Here is a 21,649-nt window from a genome sequence, read left to right on the forward strand (position 1 = left end):
CCCTGTCCCCCAAAATATGGACCTGTTTGCCAGTGATGATTACCCACCACTGACAGCTGGGGTGGATGAGGTCGGACGCGGCCCCTTGTGTGGTGATGTGGTGGCGGCGGCGGTGATTCTCGATCCTGCCAATCCCATTTCCGGTCTTAATGATTCTAAAAAATTAACCGAAAAGCGCCGTGAGCTTTTGTTTGACGAAATTCAAGGCAAAGCCTTGTCGTTTTGCATCGCCCGCGCCAGCGTGGACGAAATTGATGAACTCAATATTTTACACGCCAGCTTGCTAGCCATGCGCCGCGCGGTGGAGGGCTTGCAGACTCAGCCCGAGTTTGTGCTAGTAGATGGCAATCGCCTGCCAAAATGGTCTTATCGAGCTGAAGCGATTGTGAAGGGCGATGGCCGAGTGCCGGCTATTGCGGCGGCTTCAATTTTGGCCAAAGTATGCCGAGATCGGGAAATGAAAGAGCTCGATAAGCGCTTTCCCGGTTATGGCCTTGCGGGGCATAAAGGGTATCCCACCAAGCTGCATGTTGAAGCCATCGAAAAGCTTGGTGTTACGCCTATTCATCGGCGTAGCTATGGGCCAGTTCGCGATGCACTGGTGGCGCGTCCGCACTTGCTGAACGAAGGAGTCGAGCTATGAGTGAACCGCGCTTTGTTCATCTTCGGGTGCACTCGGAATTTTCGCTGGTCGATAGTTTAGTTCGGGTAAAAGGTCTGTGCGGCAAGGTAGCCGAGCTGCAAATGCCGGCGGTAGGTCTGACTGACCTGAGTAATTTCTACGGTCTGATTAAATTTCAAAAAGCGGCTCAGGGCGCGGGCATAAAGCCGATTTATGGCAGCGACTTATTGGTTCGCGATGATGAAGATCCCAGTCAAGTCAGTACCCTTTGCCTTTTGATTCAGAACGAAACCGGCTATCACAATCTGACTGAGCTGATTTCCCGCGCGTATCTCGAAGGCCAATATCAGGGCCGCGCCTATGTTTATCGAAGCTGGCTAGAGGCGGCCGCCGAGGGCTTGATTGCACTTTCCGGCGCTCGAGAGGGCGATGTTGGTCAGTTATTGCTTTCCAGTAAAGCTGACTTGGCGGAGCAGCGTCTGCAGTGGTGGATGTCGCTGTTTCCCGATCGATATTATTTGGAGCTACAGCGCACCGGGCGCGAGCACGAAAATGACTACCTGCATGGGGCGGTCGCACTGGCCGATAAAATGCAATGTCCGGTGGTGGCGACCAATGATGTTCGCTTTTTAAAGCCGACCGATTTTGAAGCCCATGAAGCCCGGGTTTGTATCCGCGATGGCCGTGTTCTTGATGATCCGCGTCGCCCTCGCAATTATAGCGATCAGCAATATCTGCGCAGTTCGGAAGAAATGTGTGAGCTATTTTCGGATATTCCCGAAGCGCTACAAAACTCGGTGGAAATTGCCAAGCGCTGTAATCTCACCGTTAGCTTGGGCACCTATTACCTACCCGAATATCCGATTCCTGAAGGCCTGACTCAGGATGAGTTTTTTCGCAAAATCAGTCACGAGGGTTTGACCGAGCGCCTGGATTTTCTGTTTGATCGCAGCGCGCCAGACTTTGCAGAAAAGGAAAAAGAGTATCGGGAACGGCTCGACTTCGAGCTGAATATTATCCTGCAAATGGGATTTCCCGGTTACTTCCTGATCGTGATGGACTTTATTCAGTGGGCCAAGGATCACGATATTCCAGTTGGCCCCGGTCGGGGTTCTGGTGCCGGTTCACTGGTGGCCTATGCGCTAAAAATCACCGACCTTGACCCTATCGAATACGATTTGCTGTTCGAACGTTTCCTCAATCCCGAGCGGGTGTCGATGCCTGACTTTGACGTCGACTTCTGTATGGAAGGGCGCGACCGGGTTATTAATTACGTCGCTGAAAACTACGGGCGCGATGCGGTAAGCCAGATTATTACCTTTGGCACCATGGCGGCCAAGGCGGTAGTGCGGGATGTTGCGCGGGTGCAGGGAAAATCCTACGGACTTGCCGATAAACTCTCCAAGCTGATTCCCTTCGAAGTGGGCATAACCCTAGACAAGGCGATTGAGCAGGAAGAGGCGCTGCGTGACTTTCTGGCCAACGACGAACAGGCCCAAGAAATTTGGGATATGGCCAAGCAGTTGGAAGGGGTGGTGCGCGGTGTGGGTAAACACGCCGGGGGTGTTGTGATTGCACCCTCCAAGCTGACCGATTTTGCGCCGCTGTTTTGTGATGAAACCGGCAGCGGTCTGGTAACTCAATTCGATAAGGGCGATGTGGAAGAGGCGGGGCTGGTTAAGTTCGACTTTCTCGGTCTGCGCACCCTGACTATTATCGATTGGGCCTTGAAAATTATTAACGCCCAGCGCGCCAAGGTCGACAAAGATCCACTCGATATTATGGCCATCCCACTGGATGACCAGCCGACCTTTAGCTTGCTCAAGTCCGCTGAAACTACCGCGGTTTTCCAGTTGGAAAGTCGGGGCATGAAGGAGCTGATTAAAAAGCTGCTGCCCGACTGTTTTGAAGATATTGTCGCACTGGTGGCCCTGTTCCGTCCGGGCCCGCTGCAATCCGGCATGGTTGACGACTTTATCAACCGTAAGCACGGCCGCGCCGAGCTGGCTTTTCCGCATCCGCAATACCAGCACGAATGTTTGCAGCCGATCTTGCAACCAACCTACGGCATTATCCTGTATCAGGAACAGGTAATGCAGATCGCTCAGGAAATGGGCGGCTATACCCTCGGCGGTGCAGACTTGCTGCGCCGCGCAATGGGTAAAAAGAAGCCTGAAGAAATGGAGAAGCAGCGCGGCTTGTTTCAGGCCGGTGCGGTGGAAAAAGGCTTTAGTGAAAATCTGGCCTCGAATATTTTCGACCTGATGGAAAAATTCGCCGGCTACGGTTTTAACAAATCTCACTCGGCCGCCTATGCCTTGGTTTCCTATCAAACGGCCTGGCTGAAAACCCATTATCCAGCGCCGTTTATGGCCGCGGTAATGAGTTCGGAATTGGATAACACCGACAAAATCGTGGTGTTTATCGAAGAATGCCGCAACATGAAGCTGGACTATAAATTGCCTTCGGTGAATGAAGGGCAGTATATGTTCACCGTAAATGATCGCGGCCAGATTGTGTACGGCTTGGGTGCTATCAAGGGCTTGGGTGAAGGGCCGGTTGAAAATATTATTGCCGCTCGCGATCAGGGTGGCCCATTTAAAAACCTGTTTGATTTCTGCGAGCGCACCGATCCGCGTAAGGTAAATAAGCGTGCCATTGAGGCGTTGATACGCAGCGGCGCTTTTGATGATCTGGGTGAAGATCGCGCAGTATTAATGGCCGCGATGGCGGAAGCGGTTCAGGTGGCTGAGCAGGCCGCGAAAAATGCCGATGCCGGTATGGTGGATCTGTTCGGCGAAACCTTGGCGACAGAAGAGCGGGATGTGTATCAGGAATTCCGCAAGGTACGGAGCTGGAATACCAAGGAGCGCTTGCTCGGCGAGAAAGAAACCTTGGGCCTTTATGTTACCGGGCACCCCATTGACGATTACGAGGCCGAGTTACGCCGCTTTGTGCCCAAGCGAATTTCCGATTTGAATCCAGACAAACAGTCGCAAACCATCGCCGGTGTGGTCATGAGTATGCGCACCATGAAAAACAAGCGCGGCGACAATATGGCCTTTGTGTTGCTGGATGATCGCAGCGCCAGAATAGAGGTTTCACTTTTCAGTGATACCTACGAGCAGTATCGCGACAAGCTTGAAAAAGACGCGGTGCTGGTCGTTGAAGGCGTGTGTAGTTTCGATGAGTTCAGCGGTGGCAAGCGAATGCGGGTGAAAACCGTGCGCAGCTTGGCCGAGGCGCGCCAGCAATACGCGCGTGAGCTGGAAGTCGCCTTTGATCGTGACAATTTTAATGATGAGGCGGTGAGCCGCCTGAAGTCGGCACTGACGCCCGCAACCGGCGGGAGTTGCCCGGTGGTGATTCGTTTTAGACAGGCAGAGGGTCAGGGTCGAATTCGATTGGGCGAAGCCTGGCGGGTGCTGCCCAGCGATGATTTACTGGCGCGTCTGGAAGAACAGTGTGGCTCAAAGAACGTGATTATTACCTATAATTAAGTATAATCACTCGCATTTTAGGGGGTCAGCTAGACTGATCGCCTAGCAGGACAAAAAGGCTCAAAGAAGCCTCACTGACAGTCGTACCAATACAAAAACAGGGAAAACTCCACCTAATGAACCCCAATTATCTGGATTTCGAACAACCTATTGCCGAGCTGGAGGCCAAAATTGAGGAGCTTCAGCTTGTCGGTAACGATAATGAGCTGAATATTTCTGACGAAATTGCCAAGCTCAAAGAAAAAAGCAGCAAGCTCACCGAGAAAATCTTCGCCAATTTGACCCCTTGGGACATTGTTAAAATCGCGCGTCACCCTATGCGTCCTTACGCGCAGGATTATATTCGCCGCATCTTTACCGATTTTGACGAACTGCATGGCGACCGCCATTTTGCCGATGATTCGGCCATTGTGGGCGGCATTGCCAAGCTGGACGGTATTCCTGTAATGGTCATTGGCCAGGAAAAAGGTCGGGGCGTAAAAGATAAAGTTAAGCGCAATTTCGGCATGCCCAAGCCAGAGGGTTATCGCAAAGCTCTGCGATTGATGGAGCTGGCTGAACGTTTTGGCTTACCAGTGATTACCTTGATCGACACCCCGGGGGCCTATCCGGGTATCGACAGTGAGGAGCGCGGTATCAGTGAGGCCATCGCCCAGAATCTAGCGGTAATGTCGCGTTTGAAAACCCCGATTATCTGCGTGGTGATTGGTGAGGGCAGCTCCGGCGGTGCCTTGGGTATTGGCGTGGGCGACCATATTGCCATGTTGCAATATGCAACTTACTTTGTTATCTCGCCAGAAGGCTGCGCCAATATCATTTGGAAAAGCTCAGAGTTTGCTCCCGATGCTGCCGAGGCCATGGGTGTGACTTCTACTGTTCTGCAGGAGCTGGGTATTGTCGATGCGACAATTAAAGAACCGCAGGGCGGGGCGCACCGGGATATGGATGAAAGTGCCAGTCGTGTGAAAAAGCACCTGCTCAAGCAGTTGAAGCATCTTCAAAGTTTGCCCGAGCAAGAAATGCTCGACGCTCGCTACCAGCGCCTGATGGCTATTGGTACGGCGTAAGCTATTCCCCTCTTAGCAATGCCCCCTTTGAGTGAGCGGTTCCGTCAGGCAATGATGCCATGGCGGGATCGTTCTGCGTGGGTTATTGCCTTTAGCGGCGGCTGTGATTCGAGGCTATTACTGGAATTAGCTGCGGAATTTCGCCGGTCTTTACTGAATTCAAATCAGTCTGCTCCCACCCTCAAAGCGATTCATATCGATCACGGTATTCATTCCGACTCAGGGCAATGGGCCCAGCAGTGCCAAAATTGGTGTGCGGCGTTGGGCGTGCCATTGAAAGTGCATAACGTTGAACTTGCTGGCGCGCGTCAGGGGCTGGAAAACCTTGCTCGGCAAGCGCGTTATCGGGTTTTTGAACAGCAATTGGGTGCAGCCGAACTGCTATTGATGGCCCATCATCAAGACGATCAAGCTGAAACCCTGTTATTGCGTTTGATGCGTGGCGCCGGAGTTCGCGGGCTTAGTGCTATGCCGCAAAGTCGGGCTGTTGGAGCGGGGACTTTATTGCGGCCGCTTTTGAATGAAACGCGTGCTTCAATTGAAGCTGAGGCTCGTTTGCGTGGACTGTCTTGGATTGATGATCCGAGTAATGCAGATACCAGTTTTGATCGTAATTTTGTGCGGCACCGAATGTTGCCGGTATTGGCTGAACGCTGGCCGGATGGCTCGACGCGCTTAAGTAAAATTGCCGAGCTGCAAGCAGAAACCAATATCCTGCTCAGCCAGTATGTGCAGGCCGATCTTCAGCAATTACTGAGAGACGCTGGAGAATTGGATTTGGCAGGCTTGGTTCAATTTTCAACTGAGCGTCAACGCGTGGTGTTGCGTGCGTTTTTGGCGAGTTTTGGTATTGAGGTTGAGCGTGCGGAATTGTCGGAGCTGCTGGAACAGTGTTTTGCTGCTCCTGATCGACAACCTGAATGGGTATTTCCGCAGGGTATTCTGCGGCGCCATCGGCAACGGCTTTGTTTCTCTGCTCCTCATGATAGCAAGCCTGACGGAATGGCTACGCCAATCCTTTGGCCAGATTTGGCCACTCCACTGGCGTTGGGAGAGAGCCGCTTAATCGCCACTTTCGGTGGCGAGTTTTGCCCGAAGGGTGAGGTGAGTATTGGCTGGCGTGAGCCGGGTATGCGCTGTCAGTTGGCAGGTGAATCTCATTCCCGAGCACTAAAAAAACTCTTCCAGGAATGGGGTATTCCCCAGTGGCGGCGCCAACAAGTCCCTCTGATTTTTTGCGATGGTGAATTAGCGGCCATTGCAGATTTTGCCATTTGTGAAGGTTTTAAAGGCGATGGCGGTTGGCAATTGCAGTGGAATGCGTCTCGCTAAATCGATTGTGATAGCAGGGCAGACTTCTGGTGGGGCTCTGGTAGAATACGCCGCTTTTAAGCAGCCTTAATTGCCTTACTCCTATGACTGATTCCACTGCACTGGATAATATTCGTATCGTTCTCGTAAACACCTCACACCCCGGCAATATTGGGGCGGTGGCGCGGGCAATGAAGAATATGTGCCTGTCGCGCCTGTACTTGGTGGCTCCCAAAAAATTCCCCCACGATGAAGCACTGTGGCGTTCAGCCAATGCCGAAGATGTGCTTGAAAAAGCCGTAGTGGTTGAAACCTTGGGAGAAGCGATTGCAGATTGTCAGCTTGTGATTGGCACCAGCGCCCGCGAGCGCACCGTGCCGTGGCCCTTGCTCGATCCCCGTCATTGCATGGGGCAGGCACTGGCAGAAGCCGATGCAGGCTGCGAAGTTGCTTTGGTATTTGGTCGCGAAGATCGGGGCCTCACCAATGAAGAGCTGCAGCGCTGTAATTTGCACGTTCATATTCCGGCAAACCCGGAATACAGCTCGCTGAATTTGGGTATGGCGGTGCAGGTGCTGACCTATGAACTTCGTATGCAGTTACTTGCAGAGTCGTTGGACGGCAATGCCATGCAGGGCTGGGATCAACCACCGGCCGGCAATGAAGCGATGGAACGCTATCTGGTTCACCTCGAAGAAACCCTCAAAGACCTGGAGTTTTTGCGCCCCGAGGCCCCCAAAAAACTCATGACTCGCCTGCGCCGCTTGTATCAGCGCACTCGACTAGACGAGATGGAAGTTAATCTCCTGCGTGGCATCCTCACCTCGACTCAGCAGTGGGTTGGCAAAGCCAAAGCTCAGCAAGAGCAAAAGAATGCGGACTAAATTCACAACCTCTGAGTGGTGAGTGTGTTTTAAGCTGCGCCCTGATTTTGGCGGAGCTGAAACAAGTCATAGCTGGCTTGCATGGCCAGCCAAAATTCAGCATTGCCAGCTCCGGCCTGTTCTAAAGCCAGCGCCATTTCAGGGCTAACGGAAGCGCTGCCGTTTATAACGCGATTAAGCGTGTTGCGATGGCAAGCCAGTCGTTCAGCCACTACAGCCACGCTATTAATTTTCTGACCGTCTTCATCCTCTATAAGGCGTTGGCGAATGATGCGGCCGGGGTGTGAAGGGTTAAACATAGACATGCTACTTTCCCTGTTAGTGATAGTCGTCATAGTCAAGTAAGTAAATGTGGCCGTCTTGGAACTCGAAGAACAATCGCCAATTACCAGATACTTTGATGGCGTACTGGCCTTTCAGCTTGCCTGTTAGAGGATGTAGCCCCCAATTCCCGGCGGCAATATCATCTAAAGAGGTAGCGGAGTCCAATACGGTTAATCGGTCACGGAGGCGATCGATATGATCTGTGCGTATTCCCTTGGTGACGCCTTTCTCGTAAAACAGCTTTAGCCCTTTGTGTCTGATGCTTTTGATCATTTCTGCATCCTTGCATTAATGATGATTGTAGTGTGTCGCGCGACAAGTTTCAAATTGCCTAAATTTACTCTCCTTCTATTTTAAGTATAATGCTCGCCGTCCCTCCTTATTAAAACCTAGTAATCTACTAGGATATATAGTTGATAAAAATACTCGGTTATTGGATAATTTGACTATCCAAGGGTGAATATTATGCGACTGACAACGAAGGGACGTTACGCGGTAACCGCGATGCTGGATCTGGCGCTTTACGGCGAGCAGGGCCCCATCAGCTTGGCTGACGTTTCCAGTCGGCAGGATATTTCCCTTTCTTATTTAGAGCAGTTATTTGCCAAGCTGCGGCGCAAAGATTTGGTGCAGAGTGTGCGTGGCCCCGGTGGTGGTTATCGCCTGACCAAACCTCTGGAAGAGATTTACGTGGCTGAGATTATTGATGCCGTTGATGAGCGGGTAGACGCCACCGGTTGCGCGGGTAATGCCGACTGTCATGGTGGAACGACCTGTCTGACTCATCATTTATGGGCGGATCTGAGCGACAAAATTCACCACTTTCTGAGTGATATCAGCCTGGCGAGTTTGGTGCAAAGCAACAATGTGCAGAGTATCTCTGCGCGGCAGCGTCAGGCTGAGCTGGAAGCGAGCTTTGCTGGCGACAAAATCAGCCTGCGGGCATTAGAAAGTTAAGGCGGTTTAGGGCTGTTGAGCCGCTAAATCGACCGCAAGAATAGAGCGATATGTACTGGCTGTTGCCAGTTTAGTGTGGAGTAGAAATATGCAGTTGCCGATTTATCTGGATTATTCCGCGACAACACCGGTAGATCCCCGTGTTGCTGAGAAGATCTGTGCTTGTTTAACCCAGGATGGCAATTTTGGTAACCCGGCGTCGCGTTCTCACCTGTTCGGCTGGAAAGCGGAAGAGGCGGTGGAAAATGCCCGCCGTCAGGTCGCAGATTTGATTCATGCCGATCCCCGTGAAATCGTGTGGACTTCCGGTGCGACTGAATCAAATAACCTCGCAATCAAAGGTGCGGCGCACTTTCTGATTAAGCGTGGCAAACATATTGTCACCTCTAAAATTGAGCACAAAGCTGTACTCGATACCTGTCGCCAACTAGAGCGCGAAGGTTTTGAAGTCACCTATCTCGATCCCGATGCTAACGGTGTAATCACCCCGGCTGCGGTTGAAGCCGCATTGCGCGAAGATACAACCGTTGTCAGCATCATGCATGCGAACAACGAGATCGGCACGATTAACGACATCGCCGCCATTGGCGAATTGTGTCGCGACCGCAAGATCGTTTTCCATGTGGATGCTGCGCAGAGTGCGGGCAAAATCGTTATCGATATGGAAGCCATGAAAGTGGATCTGCTGTCGATGTCGGCTCACAAAATGTATGGCCCGAAAGGCATTGGTGCGCTGTATGTAAGTCGTAAGCCACGGGTGCGTTTGGAAGCACAGATGCACGGTGGTGGTCACGAGCGCGGTATGCGTTCCGGCACTCTGCCTACTCACCAGATTGTGGGTATGGGCGAAGCGGCTGAAATCTGTCGTTTGGAAATGGAAAAAGATGCCGCTCACAGCTTGGCCCTGCGTCAACGCTTCTGGAATAACCTGAGCGATATCGAGCAGGTGCACATCAACGGCGATGCAAACAACCGTCTGCCGGGCAATCTGAATATTAGTCTGGCTTTTGTCGAAGGCGAGTCGCTAATTATGTCGCTGAAAGATTTGGCGGTGTCTTCGGGGTCTGCTTGTACCTCAGCTAGCCTTGAGCCTTCGTATGTACTGCGTGCGCTGGGCTTGAACGATGAATTGGCGCACAGCTCACTGCGTTTCAGCTTTGGCCGTTTTACCACTGAAGAAGAGGTGGATTACGCGGCGGCACAGGTGCGTAAAGCCGTCGACAAGTTGCGCGAATTGTCGCCACTTTGGGATATGTACAAAGACGGAATCGACCTGAACACCATTGAGTGGGCGGCACACTAATTTTACGAATGGTTACCTCTGATTGGTAACTATGGGAGGAAAGCAACATGGCTTACAGCGAAAAAGTTCTGGATCATTACGAAAACCCACGCAATGTCGGTAAGTTTGACGAGTCTGATGATATCGGTACCGGCATGGTTGGTGCGCCAGCTTGTGGTGACGTTATGCGCCTGCAAATCAAAGTAAATGAGAGTGGTGTGATTGAAGACGCCAAGTTCAAAACCTACGGCTGCGGTAGCGCCATTGCGTCTAGCTCGCTGCTGACCGAATGGGTTAAAGGCAAGACGCTGGACGAGGCGGAGCACATCAAAAACACTGAAATCGCTCAGGAACTGGCCTTGCCGCCAGTGAAAATTCACTGCTCGGTTTTGGCTGAAGATGCGATCAAAGCAGCGATTTCAGACTACCGTAAGAAGAAGGGAGAGGCCTGATTCAGGTCGCTTTCTGAGCTGGGAACGAGTTCGGAGATAGTATGACGATTTCAGTAACTTCTGCCGCCGCCGCGCATATCCGCAATCAAATCTCCAGCCGTGGTCACGGCTTGGGTATTCGTCTGGGTGTGCGCACCTCGGGCTGCTCTGGTATGGCTTATGTGCTGGAGTTTGTTGACGAGCTTCAGGACGAAGATCAAGCGTTTGAGTGCGATGGTGCAACCGTATTTGTTGATCCCAAAAGCCTCGTTTACCTCGACGGCACCGAACTGGATTTTGTTAAAGAAGGCTTGAACGAAGGGCTGAAATTCAATAATCCGAACGTCTCTGCTGAATGTGGCTGTGGCGAAAGTTTTACGGTTTAGCTTTCTAGCCATTGAAAAGACAAATTAAGTCCGCTGGCGGCGTGCCCGTTCAGCGGCATTTTTTTAAGCGTCATGACTGACTTTAATCCCACAGAAAACTTTTTCCAATTACTTGGCTTGCCTCAGCAGTTTGAGCTTGATCAGGCCAAGCTGAGTCAGTCTTATCGGCAATTACAGCAGTCAGTTCATCCCGACCGCTTCGCCGCTGAGGGTGAGCGTCAGCGTTTGTTGGCGGTGCAAAAATCTTCGCAGATTAATGAAGCCTTTGAAGTGCTGCGTTCGCCAACTCAGCGAGCGGCATATCTGCTGAAATTAGCGGGTGTGGACAGCGATTTGTCTTCGGCTACCTTTCGCGACACCGACTTCCTGATGCAGCAAATGATGTTGCGCGAAGAGCTTTCCGAATTGAGTTCGGCGAGTGATCCTGAGGCAGCGCTGGATAAGTTTTATCGTGAGCTTGATACTGCAGCGTCAAATCAACAGGCGGCATTTGCTGGGCATTATCAAGCGGGCGATTATATGGCGGCGCGTGATGTATTGGCGAAAATGCACTTTCTCGACAAGCTGCGCCATGAGGCGGAGCAGAAAGAAGCGAGCCTTCTAGATTATTAATTTTGATGCTGGAAGCAATTCCAGCGACCGTGGGCCCAAGCACTGGGCACAGGAAAAGTTGTTATGGCCTTAATGCAAATTTCCGAGCCGGGACAAGCTCCCGCTCCCCATCAGCGTAAACGGGCGGTTGGGATCGATCTAGGAACCAGTAATTCGCTGGTGGCCAGTTTTCGCAATGGTTCGGTGCAGACACTGCCTGATCTTGATGGGCGGCATTTATTGCCCTCCGTGGTTCACTACGGTGAGCAGGGGCAGATGTTATTGGGTAATGCTGCTTTGGCCGTAGCGGGTGAGGATGCCGAAAATACCCTGATGTCGATCAAGCGACTGATGGGGCGCAGTTATCGTGATGTGGCACAAGCTGATGTGCTGTCGCCTTATACCCTTGTTGATTGCGGCGAGGATATGGTCAAACTCAAAACCCGTGTCGGGGATATTTCGCCAGTACAGGTTTCTGCCGAAATTCTAAAAACTCTGGCTGAGCGGGCAGTAGAAACCCTTGGTGGTGAGCTGGATGGGGCGGTAATTACCGTGCCCGCCTATTTTGATGACGCCCAGCGCCAAGCGACTAAAGACGCCGCCCAAATTGCCGGTTTGAAAGTGCTGCGCTTATTAAATGAGCCCACCGCAGCGGCGGTCGCCTACGGTTTGGACGAGCGAGAAGAGGGCGCGGTTGCGGTCTTTGATTTGGGTGGTGGGACCTTCGATATCTCTGTTTTGCAAATGCAAAAAGGCGTGTTTGAAGTGCTTGCAACCGGTGGTGATTCTGCCCTGGGTGGTGATGATTTTGACGTTGAAATAGCGCGCTGGTTTGCCGGCGAGTCTATTGCTACCTTGTCTGCCGCTCAGCGTCGTCAGTTACTTAATGCCTGTAAAGCAGCAAAAGAAACCTTCGCAAATCCCGAACTGAATCAAGTTGAGATTGAGGTTTTGGGGCAGTCAAAATTACTGACTCGCGAGCAGTTGAATGCCTTGCTCGATCCATTGATTGATCGCTGTATTCGCGCCTGTAAGCGCGCCCTGAGAGATGCCCGCCTAAGCGCGGATAATATTCTCAATGTGGTGATGGTGGGCGGTTCAACTCGCACACTTCGCGTTCGTGAACGCGTGGCGGAGTGGTTTGGTCGTGAGCCGCTAACGTCTATTGATCCGGACAAAGTTGTTGCCCTCGGTGCTGCGCAGCAGGCAGAGCAATTGGTGGGTAATCGTCAGGGCGATGAGGTGTTATTGCTAGACGTGATTCCGCTGTCGCTGGGTATTGAAACCATGGGTGGTTTGACGGAAAAAATTATCCATCGCAACACCACGATTCCGGTGGCAATGGCTCAGGAATTTACAACGTTTAAAGACGGCCAAACAGCAATGGCTATTCACGTAGTTCAGGGCGAGCGTGAATTGGTGGAAGATTGCCGCTCCTTGGCGCGTTTTGAATTAAAGGGTATTCCGCCGATGGTGGCGGGTGCGGCGCGTATTCGCGTGACCTTTCAGGTTGATGCCGATGGTTTATTGCAAGTCGCTGCCAAAGAAGAAACCACCGGCGTGGAAAGTCAGGTACAAGTAAAGCCGGCTTACGGCCTGAGCGATGGCGATATCGCCGATATGTTGAAGGCCTCGTGGGCGTCGGCGGGTGAAGACAAAGAAGCGCGTGCTCTTCGCGAGCAACAGGTTGAGGCAGAGGCTTTGTTGCAGGCACTATCAGCGGCATTATTGGCAGATGGTGAAGCGCTGCTTAGCGAAGATGAGCAAAAGGCCTTGTTGGCCGATATGGAAAAGCTGCATAACGAGCGTGAACAGGGTACGGCGGCCAGCATTGCGAATCAGATCGAATTGGTCGGCAAGGCCAGCGAGACTTTTGCTGAGCGCCGAATGAATGCCAGTATTAAAAAAGCCCTCGCCGGACGGCGAGTCGACGATCTTTAAAGGAGTTGGGACATGCCGCGATTAGTGGTATTGCCGCATCAGGAATTGTGCCCGGACGGTGAGCTGATTGAAGCGCCAACGGGTGAGACTATTTGTGATGTGTTATTGGCCAATGGCATTGAGCTAGAGCATGCCTGCGAGAAATCCTGTGCCTGTACCACCTGTCATGTGGTGGTACGTGAGGGTTTTGATTCGCTCAATGAGGCGGATGAGCTGGAAGAAGATATGCTCGACAAGGCGTGGGGCTTAGAGCCTGAGTCTCGATTGAGCTGTCAGGCGCAAGTGGGTACTGAAGACCTTGTGGTTGAAATTCCGCGCTACACCATCAATATGGTTTCCGAACGCCATTAATGGGGGGTAAATCATGGGCTTGAAGTGGGTAGATGTGCTGGATATTGGTATCGAACTGGCGGAAAAATTTCCCGATCAGGATCCGACCTATATCAATTTTGTAGACCTGCGCAATATGGTTATGGCGCTGGATGATTTCGATGATGATCCCGCTCGCTGCGGTGAAAAAGTACTTGAAGCCATTCAAAGCGCTTGGCTCGACGAGCGCGATTAATCCTTTCTGATTCCGCTTTTCGGGCTTTCGTGCCGGGAAGCGGGAATCCTTTACAAGTCTTGCGGTCAGAATACCTATTTACGCCCAATGCGCGTATAATTCTGCGGTTTTATTGGCCGTAAGCCTGCTTGTTTCTGTTGGCTACTGCCGACTTTGTTTTTTAGCATACTGGAGAAAGTCCCATGGGCGTTGAACGCACCCTGTCTATCGTTAAACCTGATGCCGTTGCCAAGAATGCAATTGGTGAAATCTACAGCCGTTTTGAGAAAGCCGGTCTGCGGATTGTGGCGGCAAAAATGTTGCGTCTGAGCCGCGAGCAAGCCGAAGGTTTTTATGCAGAGCACAAGGGCCGTCCTTTCTTCCCTGCGCTGGTAGACTTCATGACCTCTGGCCCAGTGACTGTTCAAGTGCTGGAAGGTGAAGGCGCTATTCTGATGAACCGCGAGCTGATGGGTGCAACTAACCCTAAAGAAGCGGCGGCTGGCACTATTCGTGCTGACTTTGCTGAGTCTATCGACGCCAACGCGGTACACGGTTCTGACTCTGCCACTTCTGCTGAGCGCGAAATTGCATACTTCTTTGCAACTAGCGAAATTTGCGACCGCGCCTAATTAGGCATCGGGAGTAGGGCGCGTGGGGGAAAACCTTGTGAATGAAGTCAGCCCGTCAGCGGAGACCGAAAAGGTCAATCTGCTGGGTATGTCACGTTCGAAAATGGAGGCCTGGTTGGTCTCCATTGGCGAGAAGCCGTTCCGCGCCCAACAAATTCTGAAATGGATTCACCACACCGGTGTGGATGATTTCAATGATATGAGCAATCTGGGTAAGGCCCTGCGGGCCAAGCTGAGTGAGATTGCTGAAATTCGTCCACCCTTGGTGGAGCGACAACTGGATTCTGTCGACGGCACCCGCAAATGGGCGGTTCAGGTCGGCGGCGGCAATTTGGTTGAAACGGTTTTTATACCCGATGGCGACCGGGGCACACTTTGCGTGTCTTCGCAGGTAGGCTGTAGCTTAGATTGCAGCTTTTGCTCAACGGGAAAACAGGGTTTTATGCGCGACCTGACCGCCGCCGAAATTATCGGACAAGTGTGGTTGGCACTGAAATCCTTTGATGCGTTCCAATCAGGTAAAGGCCGGGTCGTCACCAATGTGGTGATGATGGGCATGGGCGAACCCCTGCTTAATTTCGACAATGTGGTCGATGCCACCAGCCTGATGATGGATGATTTTGGCTACGGCCTGTCCAAGCGCCGGGTTACCCTGAGTACTTCGGGTGTGGTGCCAATGCTGGACAAACTCGGCGATGTCTCCGAGGTATCACTCGCGGTATCTCTACACGCGCCTAATGACGCTCTGCGCAACGAATTAGTACCCATCAATAAACGCTACCCGATTGCTGAACTACTGGCTGCCTGTAAGCGCTATCTTGATAAGCAGGCAGATCGCCACCGCGTGGTAACAGTGGAATACACCTTGATTGCCGGCGTGAATGACCGTCTTGAGCACGCTCACGAGTTGGCCGAAGTTCTCCGTGTATTGCCCTGTAAAATTAATTTGATTCCGTTTAATCCGTTCCCCTTGTCAGATTATCAACGCCCCTCTAAAACGGCGATTTCTAAATTCTGGCAAATCTTGAACGATGCGGGCTATGTCACCACTGTGCGTACTACCCGTGGTGATGATATTGATGCGGCCTGTGGTCAGCTCGCCGGTTTGGTACAAGATCGCACCCGTCGCAGCGAGCGTTATCGCCGCCAAGCGGAAGAACAAACCCAGACGATACGCCTAGTTTAAGGAAACCTAATGCGCAACGCTCAGGCACCACTACGTCAACTTGCGATAGTCGTTCTGTTAACACTGATGTCCGGTTGTGTTACCACTCAAACAGGTGGCTTTGCGGCCAAGGCCGACGAGGAAAAGGCCTACGAAACTTCGCTGCAGTTGGCGCGTGCCTATATTGCCAGCGGCCAATGGGATCAGGCCAAGCGCCATCTGCAATACGCCGAGTCGGTAGAAAAAAATAATCCTGAAACGCTGGAAGCGCTGGCTCTGGTTTTTCAAAATACCGGCGAAATTGAAATCGCCGATCAGTACTACAGCCGTGCTGTTGCCTCTGCGCCTAAACAAATGCGTATCCGCAACAACTATGGCGCGTTTCTTTACAGCCAAGGTCGCTATCAAGCGGCGGCGTCTCAGTTGGAAGTGGTAGCCACCGATTTACTCTACGAGCGCCGTGTGGAAGCCTTTATTAACTTGGGCCGTTGCTACCTGAAACTGGATCGCCTACAAGATGCTGAAAATACCTTTCGTCGCGCTTACTTGATGGATCAAAAATCGCCATTGGTTTTATCGTCCATGGCTGAAGTGACCTACCTCAATCGCAACTACCCGCAGTCGCAGGGATTTTATGATGCGTATCGAGCGCAAGTGCCGCAACAAACTGCAGCATCTTTGTGGTTAGGTATTCGCCTCGCTTGGGAGTTTGGCGATCAGGACGCCGCGTCGAGTTACGCCTTGGCATTGAAAAACTTGTATCCAAAATCGGAAGAATATCTGCTGTATCGCCAATCTCAGCAACCAAGATAAGTCAGTTTTCTGGCAAGATTCTGAAACAGTGCAACAAGTGGCAGCGTAAATGAGTAGTTCTCACCCCCTAGAAGGCCCGCCGGGTGCAATTTTGCGCGAGGCGAGACTCCAGGCTGGAAAATCAATCCCAGAGACTGCTGACGCCTTAAATTTACTGATTCGCTACGTTGAGGCGCTGGAAGACAACGACTACTCCCGTTTTAATTCGCCACTGTTCGCCAAAGGTTACATCAAAGCCTACGCCCGTTATTTGGGATTGGACGAAGAACCTTTGCTGCGCGATTGTGAGCGGGTTTGTGCGCGGGAAGATAAGCGCAAGGCGCGGGACGATCGCCGAGTTGGTATCGCCAAGGCTCCGGGTAATGCGCCGCTGATTATGGCTTTTGTGCTGGCGCTAATTATTTGGATTTTGAGCGTTTGGTTCTTTACTGATAAAGCGGATTCTCATCTGGAAGTAACGCTGTTAGAGGTTATTCATCCCAATCAGCTAGAAAACCAAAAGCCTGAATCTCAAAAGGGGCCTCAAAAATCTCCAGCGCCGTTACTCGGTAATGTGCTTTTGAACCGCTATGAAACAGAGACCGCCCAAACCCTTGAGCCCGCTGAACAAGCGGAAGGGCAGTTGGCGGAAGTGCGTCTGCATTTCAGTGATACCGTTTGGATCGAATTGCGCGATAACAACGGCAATATTGTGCTGAGCGGCGTTCAGGAAGGCGGTAAAGATTTAAGACTGACAGTGCTGGGCCCGGTTGAATTGGGCACCTTAAATTGGCCGGGTGTAGCAATGGATTACAACAATTATCCGGTAAAATTTGAGCGGGTGGCCGAGCCATCATCAAACAATGCAATTCGTGTACGGATAGGTGAATTATGAAAATGGAATCTCCCATCAAGCGCCGTAAATCCCGACAAATTCATGTCGGCAAGGTTGCGGTTGGTGGTGATGCACCGATTTCGGTGCAGAGTATGACCAATACCGACACCTGCGATGTAGAGGCGACGGTTGCCCAGATTAATCAATTGGAAGCGGCTTGCGCGGATATTGTGCGCGTCTCTGTGCCCAGCATGGAGGCCGCTGAAGCCTTCAAAGCCATTCGTCAACGAGTGAATGTGCCGCTCGTTGCGGATATCCACTTCGACTACAAAATCGCCCTGAAAGTGGCGGAATACGGTGTAGATTGCCTGCGTATTAATCCGGGTAATATTGGCCGCGAAGACAAAGTACGCGCGGTGGTAGACGCTGCTCGCGATAAAAATATTCCGATTCGTATCGGGGTGAATGCCGGTTCTCTTGAGAAAGACCTGCAGCGTAAATATGGCGAACCTACACCGGAAGCGCTGGTGGAGTCGGCCATGCGCCATATCGATATTCTCGACCGCCTCAATTTTCAGGAATACAAACTGAGCGTTAAAGCCTCAGATGTATTTATGGCAGTGGCGGCCTATCGCTTAATTGCCAGCCAGATTGAACAGCCTTTGCACCTCGGTATTACTGAGGCAGGTGGCCTGCGAGGCGGCACCGTTAAATCCGCCGTGGGTTTGGGTATGTTGCTGATGGATGGCATTGGCGACACTATTCGTGTTTCCTTGGCCGCTGATCCGGTAGAAGAAATCAAAGTGGGCTACGAGATTTTGAAGAGCCTCAAGCTGCGCACCAAGGGCATTAATTTTATTGCCTGCCCGAGCTGCTCTCGTCAGAACTTTGATGTTATCGGCACCATGAATGAGCTGGAGTCCCGTCTTGAAGATGTGACAACGCCGCTGGATGTGGCGGTGATTGGCTGCTTTGTAAATGGCCCGGGCGAAGCGAAAGAAGTGGACATTGGTCTGACCGGTGGCACGCCTAGCAACCTTGTTTATATGGGCGGTGAAAAATCCCATAAGGTGCAGAACGCCGAACTAGTGGATCACCTCGAAAAATTGATTCGCGATAAAGTGGCGGAAAAACAGCAACAAGACGAGTCGCTCATCGCGCGCGGATAAGAACAATCGGCCTGTATCTGCGGGGTACGGGCCACTTAATTTAGAACATTTGGTTTTACGGTAAACAACTTGGCACGTATTCAATCTATTCGCGGCATGAACGATATCCTGCCGGACGAAACCCCACGCTGGCAGTACCTTGAAGAAAAGGTGCGTGTATTGCTGGCGCGCTACGGCTACCGGGAAATTCGTTTTCCTATCGTAGAGCAGACCGAACTGTTTAAACGCTCTATTGGTGAAGTCACTGATATCGTCGAAAAAGAAATGTATACCTTCGAAGATCGCAATGGCGACAGCCTGGCACTGCGTCCCGAAGGTACCGCCTGTTGTGTACGCGCCTGTGAGCAAAACGGCCTGCTGCACAATCAACAGCAACGGCTCTGGTATCAGGGGCCAATGTTCCGCCATGAGCGTCCCCAAAAAGGGCGTCAGCGTCAGTTTCACCAAATCGGTGTAGAAACCTTTGGCATGAACGGGCCGGATATCGACGCAGAGCTGATTATTATGACCGCGCGTTTGTGGCGGGAATTGGGCATTTTGGATTCGCTAACGCTGGAGCTAAACAGCATTGGCACCAGTGAGTCGCGTCAGGCTTACCGTCAAGCCTTATTGGGTTATCTCAGCCAATTTGAATCACAATTAGACGAAGACAGCCGTCGCCGCTTGGGTAGCAATCCGCTGCGAATTCTCGACAGCAAAGTGCCGGAAACCCAGGCCTTGCTCAAAGATGCGCCGGTGCTCTCTGATTATTTGGATGAAACCTCCAAGCAGCATTTTGATGGGCTCTGTGCCCGACTTGAAGCGGCTGGGGTGTCCTATCGCTTAAACACCAAGTTGGTGCGCGGTCTGGATTATTACGGCTTAACCGTGTTTGAGTGGACTACCGATGCGCTGGGTGCGCAGGGCACGGTTTGCGCCGGCGGCCGTTACGATGGCCTGGTAGAACAATTGGGCGGCAAGCCGACCCCCGCCGTTGGTTTTGCCATGGGTGTAGAGCGCCTCTGCTTATTAATGGAAGCCCTTTCAGTGGCGCCGGAAACTCCTGCGCTGGCTGATGTCTATATGGTCGCAATTGGTGATGCGGCCGAGCTGGCGGCTTTAACTCTGGCTGAAAAGTTACGCGACCAACTTTCAGTGAATGTTTTACTGAACTGTGGCGGCGGCAGTTTTAAAAGCCAGTTTAAGAAAGCAGATAAAAGCGGTGCGGCTGTTGCATTGGTTCTGGCTGAAGATGAGCTGGCCTCGGGCAAGGTCGCCGTTAAAGCATTGCGCGATGCCGACAAAGCGCAACAAACGATTATGCTGGATGAGGTAGCCGACATGCTGCGCCAGCAATATTTTTCAAATTGAAGTGGTGAATGCAGTGGAAACCTATCGTACAGAAGAAGAACAAGTAAAAGCGATCAAGAGCTGGTGGCGCGACAACGGCAAGCAAACCGTAATTGGTATTGCTCTGGCCTTGGGTCTCGTTTTTGGCTGGAAATTTTGGCAGGGCCATAGCGCGGAACGCTCGGCGGATGCTTCGGTTATTTTTGATCAGTTGATGCAGGCGGATGAATTTGTACGCCGCGATGGCAGCAAGCTGGGCACCGCTAAGCAACTGGCCGCTGCGCTGAAATCGGAATTTTCCTCTGTGGCCTACGGTCAGTATGGCGCCTTGATGTTGGCGAAATATGCTGTGCAGGAAGGCGATTACGCTACCGCCGAAGCTGAACTGAATTGGGTGCTTGCGAAAAAGCCCGCGGTAGAGTTGGCTGGTCAGGCGCAGATGCGTTTGGCGCAAATTAAATTTGCGCAGGCGGATTATGCCGGAGCACGCAGTCAATTAGACGCGATTAAGTCGGGTTATGCCGCTGAAATTGCCGAGCTGCGCGGTGATATTGCATTGGCGGAAGGCGATGAAAAAGCCGCTCTGGAATTTTATGTTCAAGCACAGTCATTAAATCGTGCGCAAGAACTGCCGTCGAACAACCCGCTGCTGCCAATGAAAATTAGCAATCTGAAAAACGTACAGAAGCCGGTGACGGTTGCGCAGGAGACAAAATAATGAAAATGGCGCAGGCAGTGCGGTTGCTGGCCGCCATCTTTCTGGGATTGAGTTTGGCCGCATGTTCTTCTACTCCAAGTAGTTCAGAACCCGCCAAATTGGTGGATTTCAAAGAAGAAAAGCGCCTAAAGAAAGTTTGGTCGCGCTCAATTGGTGACGGACAAGGCAAAGCCTATCACCGCATTACACCGGTGATTGATGGCGAGGAAATTTTCATTGCGGCCCACGACGGTGTTGTTGCTGCGTATACCACCGCAAAAGGTAAAAAAGTGTGGAAGCGCTCCCACGACCTGAATATCTCTGGTGGCGTAGGCGTGGGTGGTGCCATGGTATTTGTTGGCACCTCCGACGGCGAGGTTGTGGCCCTAGATCGTCTGACTGGTGACATTGTTTGGAAAACAGCAGTCCAAGGCGAAGTGTTAAGTGCGCCGGCCAGTAATGGCAGTGTAGTGGTCGCTCAAACCTATAGCGGTCAAGTTCACGGCTTTGACATTGTCGATGGCAAAATGCTGTGGACCTATAACGCTCAAGTGCCGAGATTGACCCTGCGCGGTACCAGCACGCCGGTGATTGTGCGCGACACGGTGCTGGTCGGTTTGGCCAATGGCCGTGTTGCTGCGCTCGATGTAGACAGCGGCAGTGTGCGTTGGGAACAGCGTGTGTCAGTACCCCAAGGCAGCACGGAAATTGAACGTCTGGTAGATGTTGATGGTCGCCTGCTGTTGACCGAGGGTGATCAAATCGTGGTTGCCACGGCTTATCAGGGCAAGCTGTTAGCGGTTGATATTGCCGGTGGCCGTCCGTTGTGGGCGAAAGATGCATCGAGCTATGTCGGTGCTACCGAAGCGCTGGGCAATATTTATGTGGTAGATGATCAGGGCACAATCAGTGCCGTGTCTGACGGTGGTCGCACTATTAACTGGACACAAACCCAGTTGGCGCGCCGCGAGCTGAGTGAGCCGCTGGCACAATCCGGCAGTATCGTGGTGGGTGATTACGAAGGTTATCTGCATCTGATTGCTCAGATTGATGGCCATCTGGAAGGTCGTGACCGCATTGACAGTTCGGGGATGCGAGCGCCGATGGCCTCGGATGCAGAGCGCATTTATGTGTACAGCAATGACGGTAAGCTGGCAGCCTATCGTATTGTGCAACGCTAATTTTTGAGT

23 protein-coding genes are annotated in these 21,649 nt (G+C 52.1%); 21 read left to right on the forward strand and 2 right to left on the reverse strand.

Features of this window, described 5'->3' with window-relative positions; translation table 11 throughout:
- Positions 1–16 precede the first annotated feature (16 nt).
- The 5 genes from rnhB (at position 17) to trmJ (ending at position 7,384) form a co-directional block, all read left to right on the forward strand.
- On the forward strand, positions 17–643 hold the full coding sequence (gene rnhB, locus IB286_RS04535; protein WP_223826149.1) for a ribonuclease HII: 627 nt from the start codon (positions 17–19) through the stop codon (positions 641–643).
- Positions 640–4,122 (forward strand): DNA polymerase III subunit alpha, encoded by a 3,483-nt coding sequence (dnaE, locus tag IB286_RS04540; protein ID WP_190762948.1) that lies wholly within the window; start codon positions 640–642, stop codon positions 4,120–4,122. Before rnhB ends, dnaE begins: the two co-directional genes overlap by 4 nt.
- Positions 4,123–4,238: 116 nt before the next feature.
- A complete protein-coding gene (gene accA / locus IB286_RS04545) occupies positions 4,239–5,189 on the forward strand; it encodes an acetyl-CoA carboxylase carboxyl transferase subunit alpha (RefSeq protein ID WP_190762951.1) in 951 nt (316 codons plus the stop codon).
- Between the two features lie 27 nt (positions 5,190–5,216).
- Positions 5,217–6,521, forward strand: coding sequence for a tRNA lysidine(34) synthetase TilS (gene tilS, locus IB286_RS04550; RefSeq protein WP_190762953.1), 1,305 nt, complete (start codon positions 5,217–5,219; stop codon positions 6,519–6,521).
- Positions 6,522–6,604: 83 nt separating this feature from the next.
- Positions 6,605–7,384, forward strand: a complete 780-nt coding sequence (gene trmJ, locus IB286_RS04555) for a tRNA (cytosine(32)/uridine(32)-2'-O)-methyltransferase TrmJ (RefSeq protein WP_190762955.1) — start codon at positions 6,605–6,607, stop codon at positions 7,382–7,384.
- Between the two features lie 29 nt (positions 7,385–7,413).
- On the opposite strand, the gene IB286_RS04560 is transcribed toward trmJ, so the two are convergent.
- Both IB286_RS04560 and IB286_RS04565 read right to left on the reverse strand, forming a co-directional pair.
- Positions 7,414–7,689 (reverse strand): HigA family addiction module antitoxin, encoded by a 276-nt coding sequence (locus IB286_RS04560; protein WP_223826126.1) that lies wholly within the window; start codon positions 7,687–7,689, stop codon positions 7,414–7,416.
- Between the two features lie 13 nt (positions 7,690–7,702).
- Positions 7,703–7,981, reverse strand: coding sequence for a type II toxin-antitoxin system RelE/ParE family toxin (locus IB286_RS04565; protein ID WP_190762957.1), 279 nt, complete (start codon positions 7,979–7,981; stop codon positions 7,703–7,705).
- 192 nt (positions 7,982–8,173) lie between these two features.
- Here IB286_RS04565 and iscR point away from each other — a divergent pair, with 192 nt between their 5' ends.
- The 16 genes from iscR to bamB all read left to right on the forward strand — a co-directional run bounded on the left by iscR (position 8,174) and on the right by bamB (position 21,640).
- Entirely contained in the window at positions 8,174–8,665 is a 492-nt protein-coding gene (gene iscR, locus IB286_RS04570; RefSeq protein WP_190762959.1) for a Fe-S cluster assembly transcriptional regulator IscR, read from the forward strand.
- Positions 8,666–8,753: 88 nt separating this feature from the next.
- Positions 8,754–9,968, forward strand: coding sequence for an IscS subfamily cysteine desulfurase (locus IB286_RS04575; protein ID WP_190762962.1), 1,215 nt, complete (start codon positions 8,754–8,756; stop codon positions 9,966–9,968).
- 47 nt (positions 9,969–10,015) lie between these two features.
- Positions 10,016–10,399: a Fe-S cluster assembly scaffold IscU gene (gene iscU, locus IB286_RS04580; RefSeq protein WP_190762964.1), complete on the forward strand. Its 384-nt coding sequence runs from the start codon at positions 10,016–10,018 to the stop codon at positions 10,397–10,399.
- Positions 10,400–10,440: 41 nt separating this feature from the next.
- Positions 10,441–10,764, forward strand: a complete 324-nt coding sequence (iscA, locus tag IB286_RS04585; protein ID WP_190762966.1) for an iron-sulfur cluster assembly protein IscA — start codon at positions 10,441–10,443, stop codon at positions 10,762–10,764.
- Between the two features lie 72 nt (positions 10,765–10,836).
- Complete coding sequence (gene hscB / locus IB286_RS04590) at positions 10,837–11,376, forward strand: Fe-S protein assembly co-chaperone HscB (RefSeq protein ID WP_190762968.1); 540 nt, start codon at positions 10,837–10,839, stop codon at positions 11,374–11,376.
- Between the two features lie 63 nt (positions 11,377–11,439).
- Positions 11,440–13,296, forward strand: a complete 1,857-nt coding sequence (gene hscA / locus IB286_RS04595) for a Fe-S protein assembly chaperone HscA (RefSeq protein ID WP_190762971.1) — start codon at positions 11,440–11,442, stop codon at positions 13,294–13,296.
- A 12-nt stretch (positions 13,297–13,308) separates the two neighbouring features.
- Positions 13,309–13,647, forward strand: a complete 339-nt coding sequence (fdx, locus tag IB286_RS04600) for an ISC system 2Fe-2S type ferredoxin (protein ID WP_190762973.1) — start codon at positions 13,309–13,311, stop codon at positions 13,645–13,647.
- Positions 13,648–13,660: 13 nt separating this feature from the next.
- Positions 13,661–13,861: a Fe-S cluster assembly protein IscX gene (iscX, locus tag IB286_RS04605; protein ID WP_190762975.1), complete on the forward strand. Its 201-nt coding sequence runs from the start codon at positions 13,661–13,663 to the stop codon at positions 13,859–13,861.
- 182 nt (positions 13,862–14,043) lie between these two features.
- On the forward strand, positions 14,044–14,472 hold the full coding sequence (gene ndk / locus IB286_RS04610; protein WP_190762976.1) for a nucleoside-diphosphate kinase: 429 nt from the start codon (positions 14,044–14,046) through the stop codon (positions 14,470–14,472).
- 37 nt (positions 14,473–14,509) lie between these two features.
- Positions 14,510–15,658 carry a 23S rRNA (adenine(2503)-C(2))-methyltransferase RlmN gene (gene rlmN, locus IB286_RS04615; protein WP_317889701.1) on the forward strand — a complete coding sequence of 383 codons (1,149 nt, stop codon included), beginning with the start codon at positions 14,510–14,512 and terminating at the stop codon, positions 15,656–15,658.
- Positions 15,659–15,667: 9 nt separating this feature from the next.
- Positions 15,668–16,450 carry a type IV pilus biogenesis/stability protein PilW gene (gene pilW, locus IB286_RS04620; RefSeq protein ID WP_190762977.1) on the forward strand — a complete coding sequence of 261 codons (783 nt, stop codon included), beginning with the start codon at positions 15,668–15,670 and terminating at the stop codon, positions 16,448–16,450.
- A gap of 49 nt (positions 16,451–16,499) precedes the next feature.
- Complete coding sequence (locus tag IB286_RS04625; protein WP_190762978.1) at positions 16,500–17,324, forward strand: helix-turn-helix domain-containing protein; 825 nt, start codon at positions 16,500–16,502, stop codon at positions 17,322–17,324.
- The gene (gene ispG, locus IB286_RS04630) at positions 17,321–18,433 is read left to right on the forward strand and encodes a flavodoxin-dependent (E)-4-hydroxy-3-methylbut-2-enyl-diphosphate synthase (RefSeq protein WP_190762979.1); all 1,113 of its coding nucleotides are present in this window, start codon (positions 17,321–17,323) and stop codon (positions 18,431–18,433) included. The genes IB286_RS04625 and ispG overlap by 4 nt, the downstream gene beginning before the upstream one ends.
- A gap of 69 nt (positions 18,434–18,502) precedes the next feature.
- Positions 18,503–19,783: a histidine--tRNA ligase gene (hisS, locus tag IB286_RS04635; RefSeq protein ID WP_190762981.1), complete on the forward strand. Its 1,281-nt coding sequence runs from the start codon at positions 18,503–18,505 to the stop codon at positions 19,781–19,783.
- Positions 19,784–19,796: 13 nt separating this feature from the next.
- Positions 19,797–20,480 (forward strand): YfgM family protein, encoded by a 684-nt coding sequence (locus tag IB286_RS04640; protein WP_190762983.1) that lies wholly within the window; start codon positions 19,797–19,799, stop codon positions 20,478–20,480.
- Positions 20,480–21,640: an outer membrane protein assembly factor BamB gene (gene bamB / locus IB286_RS04645; protein WP_190762985.1), complete on the forward strand. Its 1,161-nt coding sequence runs from the start codon at positions 20,480–20,482 to the stop codon at positions 21,638–21,640. The genes IB286_RS04640 and bamB overlap by 1 nt, the downstream gene beginning before the upstream one ends.
- Positions 21,641–21,649 lie beyond the last annotated feature (9 nt).

Origin of the sequence: Spongiibacter pelagi, from assembly GCF_014705705.1 — a bacterium.
Taxonomy (GTDB): domain Bacteria; phylum Pseudomonadota; class Gammaproteobacteria; order Pseudomonadales; family Spongiibacteraceae; genus Spongiibacter; species Spongiibacter pelagi.